The sequence below is a fragment of the Mesorhizobium sp. M0491 genome, from assembly GCF_040321265.1.
In the GTDB taxonomy this organism is placed as follows: Bacteria; Pseudomonadota; Alphaproteobacteria; order Rhizobiales; family Rhizobiaceae; genus Mesorhizobium.
Genome location: NZ_JAMYRE010000017.1, coordinates 1 through 17,498 on the forward strand (window position 1 = coordinate 1; position 17,498 = coordinate 17,498).

The following is a 17,498-nucleotide window of genomic DNA, read 5'->3' on the forward strand; positions in this document are numbered from 1 at the left end:
GGCCTCCAATCCAGCCAGCATCTTGAATCACAAACATCCGGCTTTGGGAATCCTACGATTCTCTCAAAATAGGAATCGCTCTAGATGCGAGCGCGGCCGATCGCCGACCTCGACACCGGTCGCCGTCAACGACCAGTACAGCGTGTGGGTGAAGACACGGCCGAGGCAACCGCGTAGCTCGACCTGGATGTTCTCCACGCCCGGGCCGAAATTCTCCGCCATCGGCCCGGAGATCGGATCCCCCGTCAGCCAACCGTTGCCGCGGTCGAAGATATTGGTCCAGCGCGTCGCAGCAAACACCGCGCCATGATGCACCGCGCGCTGCGGCTTGCCCGAAGAACGGTTGCGCCCTTCCTGATAAAGCAATGTGCCACCGGCCGCCGCTCCCTCGGCGACCGGCGGACATGCCGAGAACAGACGCTCGGCGATGCCGCGTCTGAATTCGGCGAGATTGTGCGTCACCAGAAATTCGCTGTGGGTCAGCGGGCTGCCAAGCGTGACGAAATCGCTGATCTTCCAAGGCCCATGGTTGTCGTCCTTGGTGCGCAGTTGGCGATAGAGTTCCCACTGATGGCGCCTGAAGCCGGCAAGATCGTCCAGGCTGCCGGGCCATGCCGAGCCGGCGACGAGCGTCGCCTTGTCGATGGCGTGGATCGCCTTCAGTTTCGCCTTGTCGCGGATGGCCTCCAGTTTTCGGGGCCTGAAATCGGCCCACAAGATCTGCAGCAGGTCATAGGCGATCATCGACCCGAGGCTGTGCGAGACCAGCACGATGCGATCGTAGGTATCGTCCATCATCAGACACTTCAGCAGCTTCAGACCACGGCTGCGGATCAGAGCCCGCTTCTCGACGGTTGCAGCTTCAGCGCGCACATAGGCCGCGACATCGCCGAAATAGGGAAGGCCAAAACGATCCACTGACCAGATGACGAACGAGGCCAGGATGGTGACGAGCGCGCCGACGGTCCACGAAATTTGCTGCTGCCAAACCGACGTCGCAAGCGCGAGAGCCGCGACCAGAACGATGATGACGGCCAGAAGCGTGACCAGATAGAGCTTTCGGGCGTCGGGTGGTATGTCGGCGGGCTTGCGCCACAGCAGGTTTGTCACCCAGGCGGCAAGTCGGCCCCGCGTCGTGCCCTGCGTGATGTCGGCCCAGTAGAGCTCGTAGAAATCGGTGCGGCGGCCATCGACATCGTAAGGCGTGGTGATCCGGCGAAGTTCGTATGAATTGGTCCGGCTGTCGGGTGTGATCCAGCTCTGGTTGATCTTCGCGCCGGCGGGGTCGGCCGGATCGGCGACATGGGCATAAAACGGCGCGCGACTGGGGTCATGGCTCCAGACGGCGCTGACAAAGCCGCGCAGCGTATCCATCGGCCGCTGTTCGCCCATGCCATGCACGATCACCACCGCCTGGCCAGGCTTGCGCGGCGGTTTTCCGACGGGCGGCGGTGCGATGATGGGGTCGGGCACCAACGTCTCCGTTGACGACAATCCCGCCAGCGAGACGGGAATTCTTCATCGTAGCCTGGAAATCGCCATCAAGCCAAGAAAAAGCCCGACGCGAGCCGGGCGTTCCTTGGCGTGTCTCAAGTGATCGCCGATCAGTGGTCCATCGCCTTGACGATCTCTTCGGTCATTTTCTTGGCATCGCCGAGCAACATCATGGTGCCGTCCTTGTAGAACAGCGTGTTGTCGATGCCGGCATAGCCGGAGCCGAGCGAGCGCTTGACGAACAGGCAGGTGCGGGCCTTGTCGACATCGAGGATCGGCATGCCGTAGATGGGTGAGGACTTGTCGTCGCGCGCGGACGGGTTGGTGACGTCGTTGGCGCCGATGACATAGGCAACGTCGGCCTGCGCGAACTCGGAGTTGATGTCCTCGAGCTCGAACACTTCGTCGTAGGGCACATTGGCTTCGGCGAGCAGCACGTTCATGTGGCCGGGCATGCGGCCGGCGACCGGGTGAATGGCGTACTTCACGTCGACGCCATTGGCCTTGAGCTTGTCGGCCATTTCGCGCAGCGCGTGCTGCGCCTGGGCAACCGCCATGCCGTAGCCCGGCACGATGATGACTTTCTGGGCGTTCATCATCAGATAGGCGGCGTCGTCGGCCGAGCCCTGCTTGACCGTGCGTTCGATGCCGTCGTCGGCCTGAGCTGCCGTCTCGCCGCCGAAGCCGCCGAGAATGACGGAGATGAAGCTTCGGTTCATGCCCTTGCACATGATGTAGGACAGGATCGCGCCGGATGAGCCGACCAGCGCGCCGGTGATGATCAGCGCCAGATTGCCGAGCGTGAAGCCGAGGGCGGCAGCTGCCCAGCCCGAATAGGAGTTGAGCATCGAGACGACGACCGGCATGTCGGCGCCGCCGATCGGAATGATCAGCAGGATACCGAGCACCAGCGAGGCGGCAACGATCAGCCAGAAGACCAGCTTCGATTCCGTGGTGACCAGCAGCACGATCAGCACGACGAGCGCGATGGCAAGTGCCGCGTTGATGAAGTGGCGTCCGCCGATCATGATCGGCTTGCCCGACATGCGGCCATCGAGCTTGAGGAAGGCGATGACCGAGCCGGTGAAGGTGATAGCGCCGATGGCGACGCCAAGGCTCATCTCGATCAGCGCCTGGGCGTGGATGTCACCATCCGTGCCGATGCCAAAACTTTCCGGCGCATAGATGGCGGCGGCCGCCACCATGACGGCGGCGAGGCCGACCAGCGAGTGGAAGGCGGCGACCAGTTGCGGCATCGAGGTCATGGCGATGCGCCGCGCGGTGACGGCGCCGACGCCGCCGCCAATGGCAAGGCCGAGCACGATGAGGCCGAAGCGGCCCGCTGACGGGGTTGCCAGCGCCAGCGTGGTGGCGATGGCGATGCCCATGCCGATCATGCCATAGAGATTGCCCTGGCGACTGGTGGTCGGATGCGACAGGCCGCGCAGCGCCATGATGAACAGAACGCCGGAGACCAGATAGAGGAAGGACGCGAAGTTGGCGTTCATGGCGCTCTACTTGTCCTTCTTCTTGTACATGGCCAGCATGCGCTGGGTGACGAGGAAGCCGCCGAAGATGTTGACCGAGACCAGCATCAGCGCGACGAAGCCGAAGCCCGCGGCAATGCCGGAGGCGGCGATGCCGACGGCAAGCAGCGCGCCGACTACGATGACCGAGGAGATGGCGTTGGTGACGGCCATCAGCGGCGTGTGCAGTGCGGGGGTCACCGACCAGACGACGTAGTAGCCGACGAAGATCGCCAGGACGAAGATGGCGAAGCGGAAGACGAAGGGATCGATGGCGCCCCCGGAGAGCGCATGCGCAGCATCACCCGCAGCGTCGGCACCACCAGGCGCGGTCGCCATGTTTTGCACCGCCAGCCGGACGGCGGCGGAAGCCTGGTCGAGCTGGTCCAGGGCTTTCTGCAGGGTCTGGTCCATCACGCGATCCCTTTCGGCTTCGACGAGGGCGACTTGGAGGCGGCCGCCTTCTTGGGCGCGGCTTTCTTGGGCGAAGCGTCGGCGACCATGGTCTTGGCCGGGATTGCGGCCGGCTCGACATGGGGCTGCTGGTCGGCCTTTATGAAAGCCGGATGCACGATCTTGCCGCCATCGGTCAGCATCGTCGCCTTGACCAGATCGTCGTCGCGATTGATGGCAAGCGTCTTGGTCGTCTTGTCGACCAGCGTCTCAACGAAGGCAAACAGGTTCCGGGCGTAGAGCAGCGATGCCGACGCCGCGATGCGGCCGGGCATATTGAGATGGCCGACGATTTTCACCCCATTGGCCGTTGTCACCACCTGGCCCGGTACAGCGCCCTCGACATTGCCGCCGCGCTCGACCGCCAGATCGACGAGCACCGAGCCCGGCTTCATCGAGGCGACCATCGCCGCCGACACCAGCTTTGGCGCCGGCCGGCCGGGAATAAGCGCCGTGGTGATGACGATATCCTGCTTGGCGATGTGCTCTGATGTGAGTGCCGCCTGCTTGGCCTGATATTCCTTCGACATTTCCTTGGCGTAGCCGCCGGCCGTTTCCGCAGCCTTGAATTCCTCGTCCTCGACCGCGAGGAACTTGGCGCCGAGCGAGGCGACCTGTTCCTTGGCGGCGGGGCGAACGTCGGTGGCGGTGACGACCGCACCCAGACGCCGCGCGGTGGCGATCGCCTGCAGGCCGGCAACGCCGACGCCCATGATGAAGACCTTCGCCGCCGGCACCGTGCCGGCAGCCGTCATCATCATCGGCAGCGCGCGATCATATTCCGAAGCCCCGTCGATCACCGCCTGATAGCCGGCCAAATTGGCCTGCGAGGACAAGACGTCCATCGACTGCGCGCGGGTGATGCGCGGCATGAATTCCATCGAGAAAGCGGTGACGCCGGCCTTGGCAAAGGCTGCCACGGCGGCATCGTTGCCATAGGGATCCATGATGGCAATGACCGCTGTACCGGGTTTGTAGCTCTTCAGTTCGGCATCGCCGGGCCGACGCACCTTCAGCACGACATCGGCCTTGGCGACATCGGAAGCCTTGCCTATGGCGGCGCCGGCGCTCGCATAGTCGGCATCGACGATGCGCGAATTCAGACCGGCACCGGCCTCGACGACGACGTCGAAGCCCAACGCCGCCAGCCGTTTCACCGTATCGGGCGAGGCCGCGACGCGCGGCTCGTTGGCATCGAGTTCACGAGGGATGAAAACCGTCTGTCCCACCGCATGATCCTTTCGGCCGGAAGCTATTTCCCGCAAGACGCCGGCCGGCCTCGCGGCGGCGCCATGGACAAGGTGTCGGAAAAATCTATCGGAGGATAAAGGCGCCGACAGCCAGAATCAGCACGAACAGAATGGTCGCCGAGAAGAAGCCGCCCGCGAAGAAGCCGAAGGCCATCGCCAGAAGCAGGGCTCCGCAAAACAGCGAGCCGTACTTGGCCAGCGCGAGGAAGCCCGCATAGGTGCGGTCATGCTCGGCATAGTCCATCTTCGCGCCCAGTTCGACAGGACCGGTCGGCGAGTGATCAGCCATAGGAATACCCCTTCGAAGACATCTTTCAGGCACATAGCGAAAAGCCGGGCCGAGAGCAATGGCGCTATTGCCGCACAACAACCGACAACTGCCTCAAAGAAAGGTTGAAGCCGGCTGCCGACGCGCGACGGAGTCCAATCGCTGGATCCGGTGCTTGATGCGGAAAGATGCTCCGAAAGCGGACGCCTGCGTGCAGCCGGCGCCTCAGCCGGCTAGATGCGGAAATAGCCCGAGCAACCCGACGACGATCAGATAAAGCGCGACGATGTAGTTCAACAGCCTTGGCATGACCAGGATCAGCACGCCGGCGATCAGCGAGATGAGCGGGGTGAGCGCAAGTGTGGAAATGGTCATGACGGGTTCCCTCAAAAACTTCAGAATCGACCCGGAGCGCTGCTCGTGGCCGCACCCAGAACGCCGAAGTCGCCAAAAGGCTCCCTGTCGGCCCTGCAAAATCGTGTGAATCCTGCCGTATCAGGCGGCTTCGTGATAGTACTTTGCCGTGGGCAGGATGGTCAGCGGCGCGAGTTCTCCGACATGCGGCGTATCGAACAGCATGCGCTGTTCCATTGGCGTCGAGCGGAAGAACGGGAACCGTGAGAAGGACCGCTCGCGGATGGCGTTGACGTCGGCGCGGTAGAGCACGACCTTGTTGAAAACGCCCGGATAGGCGCGCGACTCGCTGATCTTCTCCGAGTAGTAGATACGCTTGTAGAAGCCGGCGTGATCCTCACGAATGGTCGACAGGCAGTAGGGCGCGTTGAAATGGAAGCACGCCATGCCGGCCAGCCGCAGGGTCAGGTAAGGAATCTGCGGGTAGACGCGCGACCATTCGGGATCGGACGCAAAACGGCTGGGGCAGATGAAGCTCAGCCCGTCACGAAGCATCGGCATGACGATGTCGCCAAAGGCCTTGGTGGAAGGCGACATCGGCGTTGCCAAGGTGACGTGATGGATACGCAGCGTGCTGACGAGTTCCTGGTCGATATAGACCCCGAAGCGGTAGACATTCGGTGCCTCGTCGAGCTCATCGTGAATGGTATGGTTTTCGTTGTCGGGAACCATATCGTTCGAGCGATATGACTTGTAGCGCAGGCGGTAGATGTCCTCGAGATCTTCGCCCTTGTCGCAGCGGCGGTACTCTGTCCGCTCAAGCATCGCCGAGACGTTGCGGGCGAAGCTGGACATGGTGTCGGCGGCGTCCTTGCCGTCCTCGCCCGTCACGGGACGAAGCGAACTCAACTGCACAATCATCAACTCAATCCCCGTACGTTGCCGCCGCGATCCGACACTACGACAGGGTCCTGGGATGTAAAAGATGAAAATGGGAAGCAGCCCGTTTACCAGTCGTTAAGGTTAACGATTGCTAAAATAAGACTAAAATAGTGCTTTTCTTGATTTTCTGCGTCGCGACGGGGAAAGAGCATATCTCGGACATGACGGGAAGCGGCGGAAATTTTGGCATGGCCCGCGACGTGCAGGGAAACCTCGAGCCTCTTGAAGGAAACAGGGATGGGCTCTCGGTGCCTGGGCACCATGCGCCATACGCCGCAAATCAGCGACGTACCGCCTTTTTGGCGGTCCTGATATCCTTGGCGAAGGGCCATACGGTGTTCGACATCGTCTCGATGCCGGAAGCGCTGAGCGCCGAACCGAACAGGAACCCCTGGACAAGATCAGGCTTGACCTGCAGCGCCAGGATCTTGAGCTGCTCGAAGGTCTCGACCCCTTCGACGGTCACCGAAAGCCCCAGCGGCCGCGACAGGTTGACGATGCCCTTGAGCAGCTCGAGCGAACGGGGATTCTGGGTAACGTCCATCAGGAACGAGCGGTCGATCTTGATCTTGTCGAGCGGCAGCTTGTGCAGGTAGCTCAGGCTCGAATAGCCGGTGCCGAAATCGTCGAGCGCGATGCGCACGCCAAGTTGCTTCAGCTCCTCGATATACTGGCGCGTCAGCGACTTGTCGTCGAGCAGCGCCGTTTCGGTGACCTCGATCTCGAGCCGGGAGGCGGCGAGGCCGGTGCCGGCCAACGCATCGCGAACCTTCTGGATGACATCGCGGCTGCGGAAATCCTTGGCGGAGAGATTGACCGAGACGCTGGTCTGGTCGGGCCATTTGGCGCATTCGGCGCAGGCTGCCTGCAGCACGAAGGTGCTGATCTCGGAAATGATGCCCATTTCCTCGGCCAGTGGAATGAAGATGCTGGGCGAGATCGGCCCGAGATCGGGATGATCCCACCGGCACAGCGCCTCGCAGCTGGCGATGCGCATGGTGCTCATCGCCACGATCGGCTGATAGACCACCCGCAGGCTCTTGCTTTCCACGGCTGTGCGCAGATCCGCCTTCATCAGCTGACGGTTACGGAAAGCGGCATCCATCGAGGCTTCGAACAGCCGCCAGCTGTTCTTGCCGAGCTCCTTGGCCTTGTAGAGCGCCAGGTCCGCCTTGACGATCATGGCGTCGACATCGGTATCCTTGACCCGCGACAGTACCGCGCCGCCGCTGGCCTGGATGCGCAGCCCGTGACCGGCAACGTCGACTTCCCCTTGCAGGCCGGCGAAAATCTCGTCGAGCTGGCTGGTCAGATGGCTCTCATCCTCGACGCGGTCGAAGAAGATCATGAACTCGTCGCCACCGAAACGGCTGACCGTGATATCTTGCCTGGCAATGGCGGCAAGCCGCTCGGCAACGGCATAGATCAAGCCGTCGCCGATAGGATGGCCAAGCGTGTCGTTGACGCTCTTGAAATCGTCGAGGTCGAGCACCGCCAGGCCGCAGAGACGATCGCGATCGCCGGACGCCATGGCCTCGCCGACCAGTTCATGGAAATAGGCGCGGTTGGGCAGGCCGGTGAGGTTGTCGTAACGTGCCATGAAGCGTATCTTGTCTTCCGCCTCGACACGGGCGGTGACGTCCTCGAAGGTGATCACGCCCAGTTCCTGGCTGCCTTCGCGAGCCGAGAACTCATAATGCTGGCCGTTGGCGAGGGAAACCAGCACCTTGCGGTCGCGGCCCTCGCGCAGGGCACGCGTCAGCTGCGCCTCGATGTAGCGGCAATCCTTGGGCGCCAGCATGCCGCCGGCGACACCGCGCATCAATAGACCATGGATCGACCGGCCGAGCAGCGCATCCGGCGACTTGAGCGACATCAAATGCGCGGCCTCGGCATTGGCCACCGCGACGCGGCCGTCCGGCCCGAGCATGACAAGGCCGTGCGACATGGTGTTGAGCGCCCGATTGAAGCGCTGGGCGATGCGGTTGGCCTTCTTTTCTTCCGAGACGGCCGCAAAAAGCACATCGCGTACGGTGTTGGCGAATTTCCGGATGGCGAACAGGAACGGCGCCGACAGGAGCCCGAGGAGGACATGGTAGATGTCGCCGCGCAGCAGGAAGCCCAGCGAGATCGGCCAGGTCAAGGCAATGGTCAGGATGGTGACCATGCGCGGCGAGCCGTAGTTGCGGCCGGCGATGGAGGTCGCCGTCGCAAGCGTCAGGCAAACGGAGGCGATTTCGGCGAAACCGTCGCGCGCGAAATAGATGCCGAGCAGGCAGAAGGCGCCAAGCGTCAAGCCATGCAGGGAGCCATAGAGAATGTAGTCATTCTCACGCTTGTGCGCTTCTTCCCAGGTCGTCGGCGAAGGCATGCTGTTGTATTTTCGAAAGTTTCTCATGCGGAACACACCGACGAGAACCATCGAGATGGCGACCAGCAAATACCGCGGATCGCCGTTCTTCCACCAGACAAGGCCGATCAGGAAAGTCTGCGCGAGAATGCCGATCGAAAGCGTCAGCCCGTCGCGAAACAAGGTTTCCACGAACGGAATGTAGACGTCGACCGGAATCTCGTTCTTTTTTCTCAGATTCAACGCCTGAATCCCAACCCTGGGGAGCCAAGCAGTGCCACATCCGCCTTAAGAAAGATTTAGAGAGACCCCCGCGCTCCTGCCGTCAAGCCGAGTGACGTAACGGAAAGCAAGGAAACTGTCGTTCAGGTAAACAAGGCGTATCGATCATTCGGCGGCCTGAAGTTCGGGCCGCGCCGGCGTACTCGACAGGCGTTCGAGCAGCCTTTGGCGTTCGCTCGAAGCCTTGTCGGCGCTGGCTCGACGGACGTGGCCGTAGCCGCGAATGAGGGCAGGCACCGAAGCCAATGCAGCCGCCGCATCGACCCTGGCCGGGGCCAGCGATCCGGCGATGAGCTCCAGATCCGCCTCGTACCGCGCCAGCAGCTGCCGCTCCATGCGCCGTTCGGCGGTGTAGCCGAACAGGTCGAAGGCGGTGCCGCGCAGGCCCTTCATCGCCGCCAGAACCCGAAAGCCCTTCATCATCCACGGACCGAAGCTTGATTTCCTCGGGCTGCCGTCATTGCCACGACGGCCCATGATCGGCGGAGCGAGGTGGAATTCGAGCTTTTCATAGCTCTGGAACTGTTTTCCAAGTTCGGCGACGAAAGAGCCGTCCGTGTAAAGACGCGCCACCTCGTATTCGTCCTTGATCGCCATCAGCTTGAACAGGTTCCTGGCGGCTGCCTGCGCCACCGCAGTCGAACCCGGCACGGCCTTCGCTTCGGCGGCGCGCAAAACGGCCAGCTTTTCGGCATAACGCTTGCCGTAGGCCGTATTCTGATAGGCGGTTAGGAAGGCGACGCGGCGGGCAATGATGTCGTCCAGCGTCTCGGCGATATCCGTGGCCTGGTCGGCCTTTCCAGCCACGGCCGGACCCGGCTGGGCAACGAGCCGGCGCACGAAATCCGGCTGATAGGCAGCACGACGTCCCCAGCGGAAAGCGGCGATGTTCATCGCCACGGCTTCGCCGTTGAGCTCGATCGCCTTTTCGACGGCCTCGGCCGACAATGGCAGGCCGCCGTGCTGGAAGGCAAAGCCGAGCATGAACATGTTGGCGCCGAGCGAATTGCCGAAAAGTGCCGTGGCGGTGCGGGTGGCGTCGAAGAAATGCGCCTTGTCGTCGCCCGCTGCCGCGCGGATCGCCTTTTTCAGCCGCTCTGTCGGCAACGAAAAATCGGCCGAGCGGGCGAATTCGCCGGGCATGATCTCGGCGGTGTTGGCGACGAAGATGGTGTGGCCCTCGCGCACAGCGGTCAGCACCTTCTTGGCGCCCGACACGACGAGATCGCAGCCAAGCACCAGATCGGCCTTGCCGGCCGAAACGCGGATGGCATGGATGTCGTCCGGGGTGCGGGCGATGCGGACATGCGTGAACACCGAGCCACCCTTCTGGGCGAGGCCGGCCATGTCGATCATGCCGCAGCCCTTGTCCTCGAGATGCGCCGCCATGCCAAGCACCGCACCGACGGTGACGACGCCGGTGCCGCCGACGCCATCGATGATCGCCGCCCAGCCCTGCTCGCCAAGCGGGAATTGCGCCGGCACGGGCACGCCTTCCAGCGGATCGGCCTTGCCGGCAAGGCCCTCGGCCTTGCGGATCTTGGCGCCGTGCACGGTGACGAAGGACGGGCAGAAGCCGTTGACGCAGGAGAAATCCTTGTTGCAGCTCGACTGGTCGATCTTGCGCTTGCGGCCAAATTCGGTCTCGACCGGCTGGATCGAGACGCAGTTCGACTGCACGCCGCAATCGCCGCAGCCTTCGCAGACCAGTTCGTTGATGAAGACCCGCTTGTCGGGATCGGGGAAGGTGCCGCGCTTGCGGCGACGGCGCTTTTCGGCGGCGCAGGTCTGGTCGTAGAGCAGCACCGAAACGCCCTTGACCTCGCGCAGCTCGCGCTGGACGAGATCGAGGTCGTCGCGGTGATGGATGGTGGCGCCGGCCGGGAATTCGGCCTTGCCGGCATATTTGCCGGGCTCATCGGTGGCGATGGCGATGCGGTCGACGCCTTCGGCGCGCACCTGCCTGGCGATCATGTCGACGGTCAGGCCGCCTTCGTGCGGCTGGCCGCCGGTCATGGCGACGGCGTCGTTGTAGAGGATCTTGTAGGTGATGTTGGCGTCGCTCGACAGCGCGAAGCGGATCGCCAGCGTACCGGAATGGTTGTAGGTGCCGTCGCCAAGATTCTGGAAGATGTGCTCGCGCTTGGAGAACGGCGCCTGGCCGACCCATTGCGCGCCCTCGCCGCCCATGGCCGTGAAGCCGACGGTGTTGCGGTCCATCCACAGCGCCATGAAGTGACAACCGATGCCGGCCGCGGCGATAGAGCCGTCCGGCACCTTGGTGGACGAATTGTGCGGGCAACCGGAGCAAAAGAACGGCGTGCGCGAGCCGATGTCGGTGGCCTCGGTGAGCATTGCCTGGAACTGGCGCAGTTTTGCCACCCGCGCCGAAATCTCTTCGGACGGGCCGATGGTCCTGACGATCCTCTCGCCAAGCGCGATGGCGATCTCGTTGGGATCGAGCGCGCCCTTGGCCGGAAACAGCCAGTCGCCGCGCTCGTCCTTCTTGCCGATAATGACTGGTTGGGTGGCAGTGCCATAAAGGCTTTCGCGCAACTGCACCTCGATCAGCGAGCGCTTCTCCTCGACGACGACAATGGTGTCGAGGCCTTGGGCGAAATCGGCGATGTGATGCAGGTCGAGCGGCCAGGGGCAGCCTACCTTGAACAGCCGCACCCCGATGCGGTTGGCGGCCGCCTCGTCGATGCCGATGTCGTCCAGCGCCTGGCGGACATCGAGGTAGCTCTTGCCGAGCGTGATGATGCCGATCTTCGGGTTGCGGCCGCCCGAATAGACGATGCGGTTCAGCCCGTTGGCAAGGATGAAGGCGGAGGCCGCGGCGCGCTTGTGCTCATGCAGCCGCTCCTCCTGGCCGAGCATGTCGATCTCGTGGCGGATGTTGAGACCGCCAGGCGGCATGTCGAAGTCCGGCACGACGATGTTCAGCCGCTCGAGCGAGGCATCGACCGAGGCGGTCGATTCGATGTTGTCCTTGACGCATTTGATCGCCGCCCAGGTACCGGCAAAGCGCGACATGGCAAAGCCGTAGAGCCCGTAATCGATGATCTCCTGGACACCGGCGGGATTGAGGATCGGCACCATCGTGTCGACGAACAGGAATTCGGTGGCGTGCGCATTGGTCGAGGATTCGGCCATATGGTCGTCGCCCATCAGAGCGAGCACACCGCCATGCTTCGACGAGCCGGCGAGGTTGGCATGGCGGAACACGTCGCCTGAGCGGTCAACGCCCGGCCCCTTGCCGTACCAGACCGAAAAGACGCCGTCATGAGTGCCCTCGCCCAGCAGTTCCGTCTGCTGCGCGCCCCAGCAAGCGGTGGCGGCCAGCTCCTCATTGAGACCCGGCTGGAAGACGATGTCAGCCTGGGCGAGCTGTTTCTTCGCCTTCCACAGCTGCATGTCGAGGCCGCCTAGCGGCGAACCGCGATAGCCGGAGACGAAGCCGGCCGTGTTCAAGCCGGCGCGACGGTCGCGCTCGCGCTGCATCAGCAGCATGCGAATGACCGCCTGCGCGCCAGACAGGAAGATGCGCTCCTTTGCGAGATCGAACTTGTCGTCGAGCGCGACGTCGTGCAGCGTCATCAGGCATTTCCTCTGCGGAGGCCACGCGGGGCAGGCAGCCAACGTCGGGGTCGGATGACGCATCCTTTCTCCCCTTGCAAGGCAGGTCAAACAAAATCGCAGATGCCAGGCAACGCGCAACGAACAGTCCGCGGCCATCCTGAATAGGGTATGAAACGATCCGCGGACATTGCCCGGCGCACGGAAATTTCAGCTGCGGCCCGGATGGCCGCGACGCGTCAGCCGCCCTTCGAGCAATCCGGCTTCGGTTCGCCCGGCAGCTTGCCGTCGGGATGGCCGACGAGATCGGGGTTGGCGGTGTAGAGCTGATCGATGACCAGCGGCCGGTCGGGCAGGATCGACTGGTCTTCCGTCGACATCAGCGTGGTATCGATCTTCTGCAGGACCGCGCCGTCGGCGCCCTTGATGCTGATGGCAATCGCATAGGGCTTGTTCTTGACGACGCAGGTCAGTGCCGGGCTCTCCAGCGTCACCTTGTCGAGCTTCGGCCAGACCTTCTGCTCGACCACCAGAGGCACGCCGCCGGCGGGATCCTGGAAGCTGGCGACCGCGACCTGGCCCTCTCCCATCGGCTTCAGCGGCCGCAGGGTCACGACATAGGTCGCCCTTGCGAGGCGGTAGTTGAAGACGAATATCTTGCCGGAAATCTCGAACAGCTTGCCTTCGTCATTGCCGGTATCGCGGCAGGCGCCGAGCGCAACGGCCGCGATGAGTGCCGCCCCGACAAGGATCGAATGGGAAAGGCCGCTACGCATTCTTGACCTCATTTTCCGCCATGCGACGGCGACGATAGTGACGGCTTGCCTTCTGCCTGTTGCCGCACACCGCCATGTCGCACCAAAGGCGGCTGGAATTGCGGCTTCTGTCGACGAACAGCCAGGTGCAGTTGGGACAGATCCTGAGCCTCGCGACGGTGTCGTCGCGCAGAAGGGACAGCGCCGAAACCGCCAGTGCCGCCTCGAAGGCGATCGGAGTCAGGGGATCACCGAAGGGCCTCCCCGGCGCACCGATCTCGGTCCGGCTGCCGGCAAGGCCATCGCCGCAGGCTCTCAGGAATCCGGGCAGATCAGTGGTGGCAACCGCGCCCTTCGACGCCGCATCACGAAACAGCCGGTCCGTCGCCTCGCGGATCGACAGCACGACGGGCGCGATCGCCACCGCCGAGGATACCGCCAGCGGCCTTTCGCCAAGTTCGGCGGCGCGAAAGCGGCTCGCCGCATCGGCGAAGCGGGCAATCTCGGCCGGGTCGTCGAAGCGATCGAACGTCCGCTCCGGATCGCCGCGCAGCACGACGGTGTTCGCCGTGTCGAGCGCAAGCAAGCCGCCGGTGAAGCGGTGCGGGGTCCAGGATACCGTCATGCCTAGAATCTAACCGATAAATCGCGTTTGACAAGTTAGATTCAACGATGCAACCTCACTCCGGGATGCGGCGGTCTCCGCAGCCTTTTGAGCATGTCGTTGGCCAAGACCGCTTCGCACTTTTGGCGGCATGCTTCGAGGTTTTGCATGCTCTATTTCTTCCAGCAGGTGTTGAACGGGCTGCACTCGGGCGCGCTCTATGCGCTGCTCGCCTTTGGCTATGTGCTGACCAACGGCATCCTGCACCGCACCAATCTCGCCTATGGCGCGTTGTTCGCCTTTTGCGGCCAGACGATGATCCTGACCGCGGCCTTCGGCTATCAGGTTTTGTGGCTGACGCTGCTGGCGTCGGTGGCGCTCGGCGTCGTCGCTGCGTTCCTCTATGCCGCGCTGATCAGCCACGTGCTGTCGCGCAGTGTCTTCGAACCTTTGGCCAACCGCACGCCCAATGCAATCGTGGTGACGACACTCGGCATCCTGCTGCTGCTGTCCGAAGCGAGCCGCATCGCCGCCGACACGCATGATCTGTGGCTCCCGCCGATGCTGGCGCAGCCCATCGTTTTCGCGCAGGGCGCGACCTTCAAGGCGACGCTGACGCTCATCCAGCTCATCGACTGCGCCGTGGTGGTGGCGGCAATCGCGCTGGCCAGCCGGGCTTTTGCCCGGTCGAGCTTCGGACGGCGCTGGCGCGCCGTCTCCGACGACCCCAAGGCAGCCGCGATGTGCGGCGTCGACGTGCGCGCGGTGTTTCGGCACGCGGTGCTGTTCGGCGGCTTCTGCGCCGCGCTGGCCGGTGTCATGGCCGGGCTCTATTACGGCAATGTCAGCTTCGGCTCGGGCCTCGTCTACGGGTTGAAGATCCTGTTCGTGACGGCGGTCGGCGGCTATCTCTCGCCACCGCGCGCAGCACTCGGCGCGGCCGCCTTCGGTATGGCCGAATCGCTGTGGGCCGGCTATTTCCCGGTCGAGTGGCGCGACGCGTGGATGTATCTGTTCCTGGTCACGACGCTGATCCTGATCGGCGCCGGCCGCGACACCGGCAAAATCGCCTGAAAAGGTCAGACTTTGGTTGCATGACGCGAGGGCAGATCGCCGGTATCGGGCACTGTCTGCCATGCGATGATATTTGCTGCCTCTATGCTTGTTGACCCGTCAGTCCACGCGCGGCATACCGTTGGACCACGCGGCGTGACGGACAAAAAAGGGGGGAGCCGGCACGCCTCCGGTACAAGGGAGGAAATGCATGGCAGGGCTTCTTGCTCTATCCAGGACTATTGATCGCGCCAACGAATTCATCGGCAAATGGATATCGTGGCTGATCCTGCTGGCGATCCTGGTGAGCGCCGCCAACGCCATTATCCGCAAGGTGTTCGACATATCCTCGAACGCCTGGCTCGAGCTGCAATGGTACCTGTTCGGCGCCGCCTTCATGTTAGCCGCCGCCTATACGCTGAAGCAGAACGAACATATCCGCATCGACATCGTCTACGGCCTGTTTTCACGCCGCGTACAGCACTGGATCGACCTGCTCGGGCATCTCTTCTTCCTGATGCCGTTCGTGACGCTGATGGTGATCTATTTCGTGCCCTATGTGTCGCTGTCGTTTCGCAGCGGCGAGATGTCCAACAATTCCGGCGGGCTGATCATCTGGCCGGCCAAGGCCATCCTGCTCATCGGTTTTTTCCTGCTCGCGCTGCAGGGCATCTCCGAAATCATCAAGAAGATCGCCATCATGCGCGGAGACATGGACGACCCCAATCCCTTCATATCGGTGCATGAGCAGGCCGAACTCGAAGCCAAGGCGCTGGCCGACGAGGTGCGCTCGTGATGGAGTTCATCGCGCAGAACATGGCGCCGATCATGTTCGCCTCGCTGATCATCTTCCTGCTGATCGGCTACCCCGTCGCCTTTTCGCTGGCCGCCAACGGCTTGATGTTCTTCTTCATCGGCGTGCTGCTATCCCCCTATTCCGGAGGATCGATCAACCTCGCCTGGCCGCTCCTGCACGCATTGCCGGATAATTTCTACGGCAGCCGGGTGATGTCGAACGACACGCTGCTGGCCATCCCGTTCTTTACCTTCATGGGCATCGTGCTCGAGCGGTCGGGTATGGCCGAAGACCTGCTCGACACGATCGGCCAGCTGTTCGGGCCCATCCGTGGCGGCCTCGCCTATGCGGTGATCTTCGTCGGCGCGCTTCTGGCGGCGACCACCGGCGTGGTGGCGGCTTCCGTCATCGCCATGGGCTTGATCTCGCTGCCGATCATGCTGCGCTATGGCTATGACCGCCGGCTCGCATCCGGTGTCATCGCCGCCTCCGGCACGCTTGCCCAGATCATCCCGCCGTCGCTGGTGCTGATCGTGCTTGCCGACCAGCTCGGCCGCTCGGTCGGCGATATGTACGCGGGCGCGCTGATCCCAGGCCTCGTGCTCACCGGCCTCTATATGTCCTACATCCTGATCATGTCGATCATCCGGCCGAACTCGATGCCGGCGCTGCCGCTCGAGGCTCGTACACTCGGCCATGGCGTGATGTCGCTGCTGGTGGCTTTGCTGGTCACATCAGCGGTTTCCTACGCGGCGTATCGTTATCTGGCGCCGGCGCATGGCGACAATGCCGACATTCTCGGCGCGACTGCCGGAGTGCTGTTCATCTACATCGTGGCCATTGCCGACAAACGTCTTAACTTCAACATGATGTCCAGGCTCGCGCAGCAGGTGATCATCGTGCTGATCCCGCCACTGGCGCTGATCTTCCTGGTGCTGGGCACAATCTTCCTGGGCATCGCCACGCCGACCGAAGGCGGCGCCATGGGCTCCGTCGGCGCCTTGTTCATGGCGGCGGCAAAGGGGCGCTTGTCGCTTGACGTCGTCAAGCAGGCGCTGGCCTCGACGACAAGGCTGTCGTCCTTCGTGCTGTTCATCCTGATCGGCGCACGGGTGTTCTCACTGACCTTCTACGGCGTCAACGGCCACATCTGGGTCGAGCACCTTTTGACGTCGCTGCCGGGCGGCGAGGTCGGCTTCCTGATCGGCGTCAACATGCTCGTCTTCTTCCTCGCCTTCTTCCTCGACTTCTTCGAATTGGCGTTCATCATCGTACCGCTGCTGGCGCCCGCCGCCGACAAGCTCGGCATCGACCTGATCTGGTTCGGCGTGCTCCTGGGCGTCAACATGCAGACCAGCTTCATGCACCCACCCTTCGGCTTCGCGCTGTTCTACCTGCGTTCGGTGGCCGCGCGCGTGCCTTATCTCGATCGTCTCACCGGCAAACAAATCGCGCCGGTGACCACCGGACAGATCTATTGGGGCGCGGTGCCCTTTGTCTGCATCCAGGTGATCATGATCGGGTTGACCATCGCCTTCCCGCAAATGGTGATGCACTACAAGGGAACGACCGTCGATCCGGGCACCATCGACTACAAGGTACCGGAGGTGCCCGGCCTGTCGCCGCTCGGCACGCCGCCGACGGATGGAGCGGCGCCCGCTGGTGGCGGCACGGCGCCGGCAGCTCCTGACCTTTCGCAACCCCCCACTTTCGGCGATCCGACACCGGCAAAGCCGGCAGCGCCACAGCCTGACCTGTCGCAACCGCCAAGCTTCAACTGAACCGGCATGGT

General features: G+C 63.1%; 14 protein-coding genes. 3 read left to right on the forward strand and 11 right to left on the reverse strand.

Going from position 1 to position 17,498, the window contains the following annotated elements; all coding sequences use genetic code 11:
* Nucleotides 1-63: 63 nt before the first annotated feature.
* The 11 genes from NKI69_RS21850 to NKI69_RS21900 all read right to left on the reverse strand — a co-directional run bounded on the left by NKI69_RS21850 (nucleotide 64) and on the right by NKI69_RS21900 (nucleotide 13,878).
* Nucleotides 64-1,473 carry a hypothetical protein gene (locus NKI69_RS21850; RefSeq protein ID WP_245273295.1) on the reverse strand — a complete coding sequence of 470 codons (1,410 nt, stop codon included), beginning with the start codon at nucleotides 1,471-1,473 and terminating at the stop codon, nucleotides 64-66.
* A 131-nt stretch (nucleotides 1,474-1,604) separates the two neighbouring features.
* On the reverse strand, nucleotides 1,605-3,002 hold the full coding sequence (locus NKI69_RS21855; RefSeq protein WP_352611587.1) for an NAD(P)(+) transhydrogenase (Re/Si-specific) subunit beta: 1,398 nt from the start codon (nucleotides 3,000-3,002) through the stop codon (nucleotides 1,605-1,607).
* A gap of 6 nt (nucleotides 3,003-3,008) precedes the next feature.
* Nucleotides 3,009-3,434: a proton-translocating transhydrogenase family protein gene (locus NKI69_RS21860; protein WP_006339983.1), complete on the reverse strand. Its 426-nt coding sequence runs from the start codon at nucleotides 3,432-3,434 to the stop codon at nucleotides 3,009-3,011.
* On the reverse strand, nucleotides 3,434-4,702 hold the full coding sequence (locus tag NKI69_RS21865) for a Re/Si-specific NAD(P)(+) transhydrogenase subunit alpha (protein ID WP_352722528.1): 1,269 nt from the start codon (nucleotides 4,700-4,702) through the stop codon (nucleotides 3,434-3,436). The genes NKI69_RS21860 and NKI69_RS21865 overlap by 1 nt, the downstream gene beginning before the upstream one ends.
* 85 nt (nucleotides 4,703-4,787) lie before the next feature.
* Complete coding sequence (locus NKI69_RS21870) at nucleotides 4,788-5,012, reverse strand: aa3-type cytochrome c oxidase subunit IV (RefSeq protein ID WP_013528204.1); 225 nt, start codon at nucleotides 5,010-5,012, stop codon at nucleotides 4,788-4,790.
* A 204-nt stretch (nucleotides 5,013-5,216) separates the two neighbouring features.
* A complete protein-coding gene (locus NKI69_RS21875) occupies nucleotides 5,217-5,366 on the reverse strand; it encodes a DUF3096 domain-containing protein (protein ID WP_013528205.1) in 150 nt (49 codons plus the stop codon).
* Between the two features lie 120 nt (nucleotides 5,367-5,486).
* A complete protein-coding gene (locus tag NKI69_RS21880; protein ID WP_013528206.1) occupies nucleotides 5,487-6,266 on the reverse strand; it encodes an N-acyl amino acid synthase FeeM domain-containing protein in 780 nt (259 codons plus the stop codon).
* Nucleotides 6,267-6,567: 301 nt separating this feature from the next.
* Entirely contained in the window at nucleotides 6,568-8,880 is a 2,313-nt protein-coding gene (locus tag NKI69_RS21885; protein ID WP_352629866.1) for a putative bifunctional diguanylate cyclase/phosphodiesterase, read from the reverse strand.
* Between the two features lie 144 nt (nucleotides 8,881-9,024).
* Entirely contained in the window at nucleotides 9,025-12,519 is a 3,495-nt protein-coding gene (locus NKI69_RS21890) for an indolepyruvate ferredoxin oxidoreductase family protein (RefSeq protein ID WP_352629869.1), read from the reverse strand.
* 218 nt (nucleotides 12,520-12,737) lie between these two features.
* Nucleotides 12,738-13,274 (reverse strand): hypothetical protein, encoded by a 537-nt coding sequence (locus NKI69_RS21895; RefSeq protein ID WP_206638000.1) that lies wholly within the window; start codon nucleotides 13,272-13,274, stop codon nucleotides 12,738-12,740.
* Nucleotides 13,267-13,878: a CGNR zinc finger domain-containing protein gene (locus NKI69_RS21900; protein ID WP_128302790.1), complete on the reverse strand. Its 612-nt coding sequence runs from the start codon at nucleotides 13,876-13,878 to the stop codon at nucleotides 13,267-13,269. The genes NKI69_RS21895 and NKI69_RS21900 overlap by 8 nt, the downstream gene beginning before the upstream one ends.
* Nucleotides 13,879-14,025: 147 nt before the next feature.
* On the opposite strand from NKI69_RS21900, the gene NKI69_RS21905 reads away from it, so the two are divergent.
* The 3 genes from NKI69_RS21905 to NKI69_RS21915 all read left to right on the forward strand — a co-directional run bounded on the left by NKI69_RS21905 (nucleotide 14,026) and on the right by NKI69_RS21915 (nucleotide 17,487).
* Nucleotides 14,026-14,931 carry a branched-chain amino acid ABC transporter permease gene (locus tag NKI69_RS21905; RefSeq protein ID WP_352722529.1) on the forward strand — a complete coding sequence of 302 codons (906 nt, stop codon included), beginning with the start codon at nucleotides 14,026-14,028 and terminating at the stop codon, nucleotides 14,929-14,931.
* Nucleotides 14,932-15,121: 190 nt separating this feature from the next.
* Nucleotides 15,122-15,706 carry a TRAP transporter small permease subunit gene (locus NKI69_RS21910; RefSeq protein WP_127412900.1) on the forward strand — a complete coding sequence of 195 codons (585 nt, stop codon included), beginning with the start codon at nucleotides 15,122-15,124 and terminating at the stop codon, nucleotides 15,704-15,706.
* Nucleotides 15,706-17,487 carry a TRAP transporter large permease gene (locus NKI69_RS21915; protein WP_352722550.1) on the forward strand — a complete coding sequence of 594 codons (1,782 nt, stop codon included), beginning with the start codon at nucleotides 15,706-15,708 and terminating at the stop codon, nucleotides 17,485-17,487. Before NKI69_RS21910 ends, NKI69_RS21915 begins: the two co-directional genes overlap by 1 nt.
* The last annotated feature ends 11 nt before the right edge of the window (nucleotides 17,488-17,498 follow it).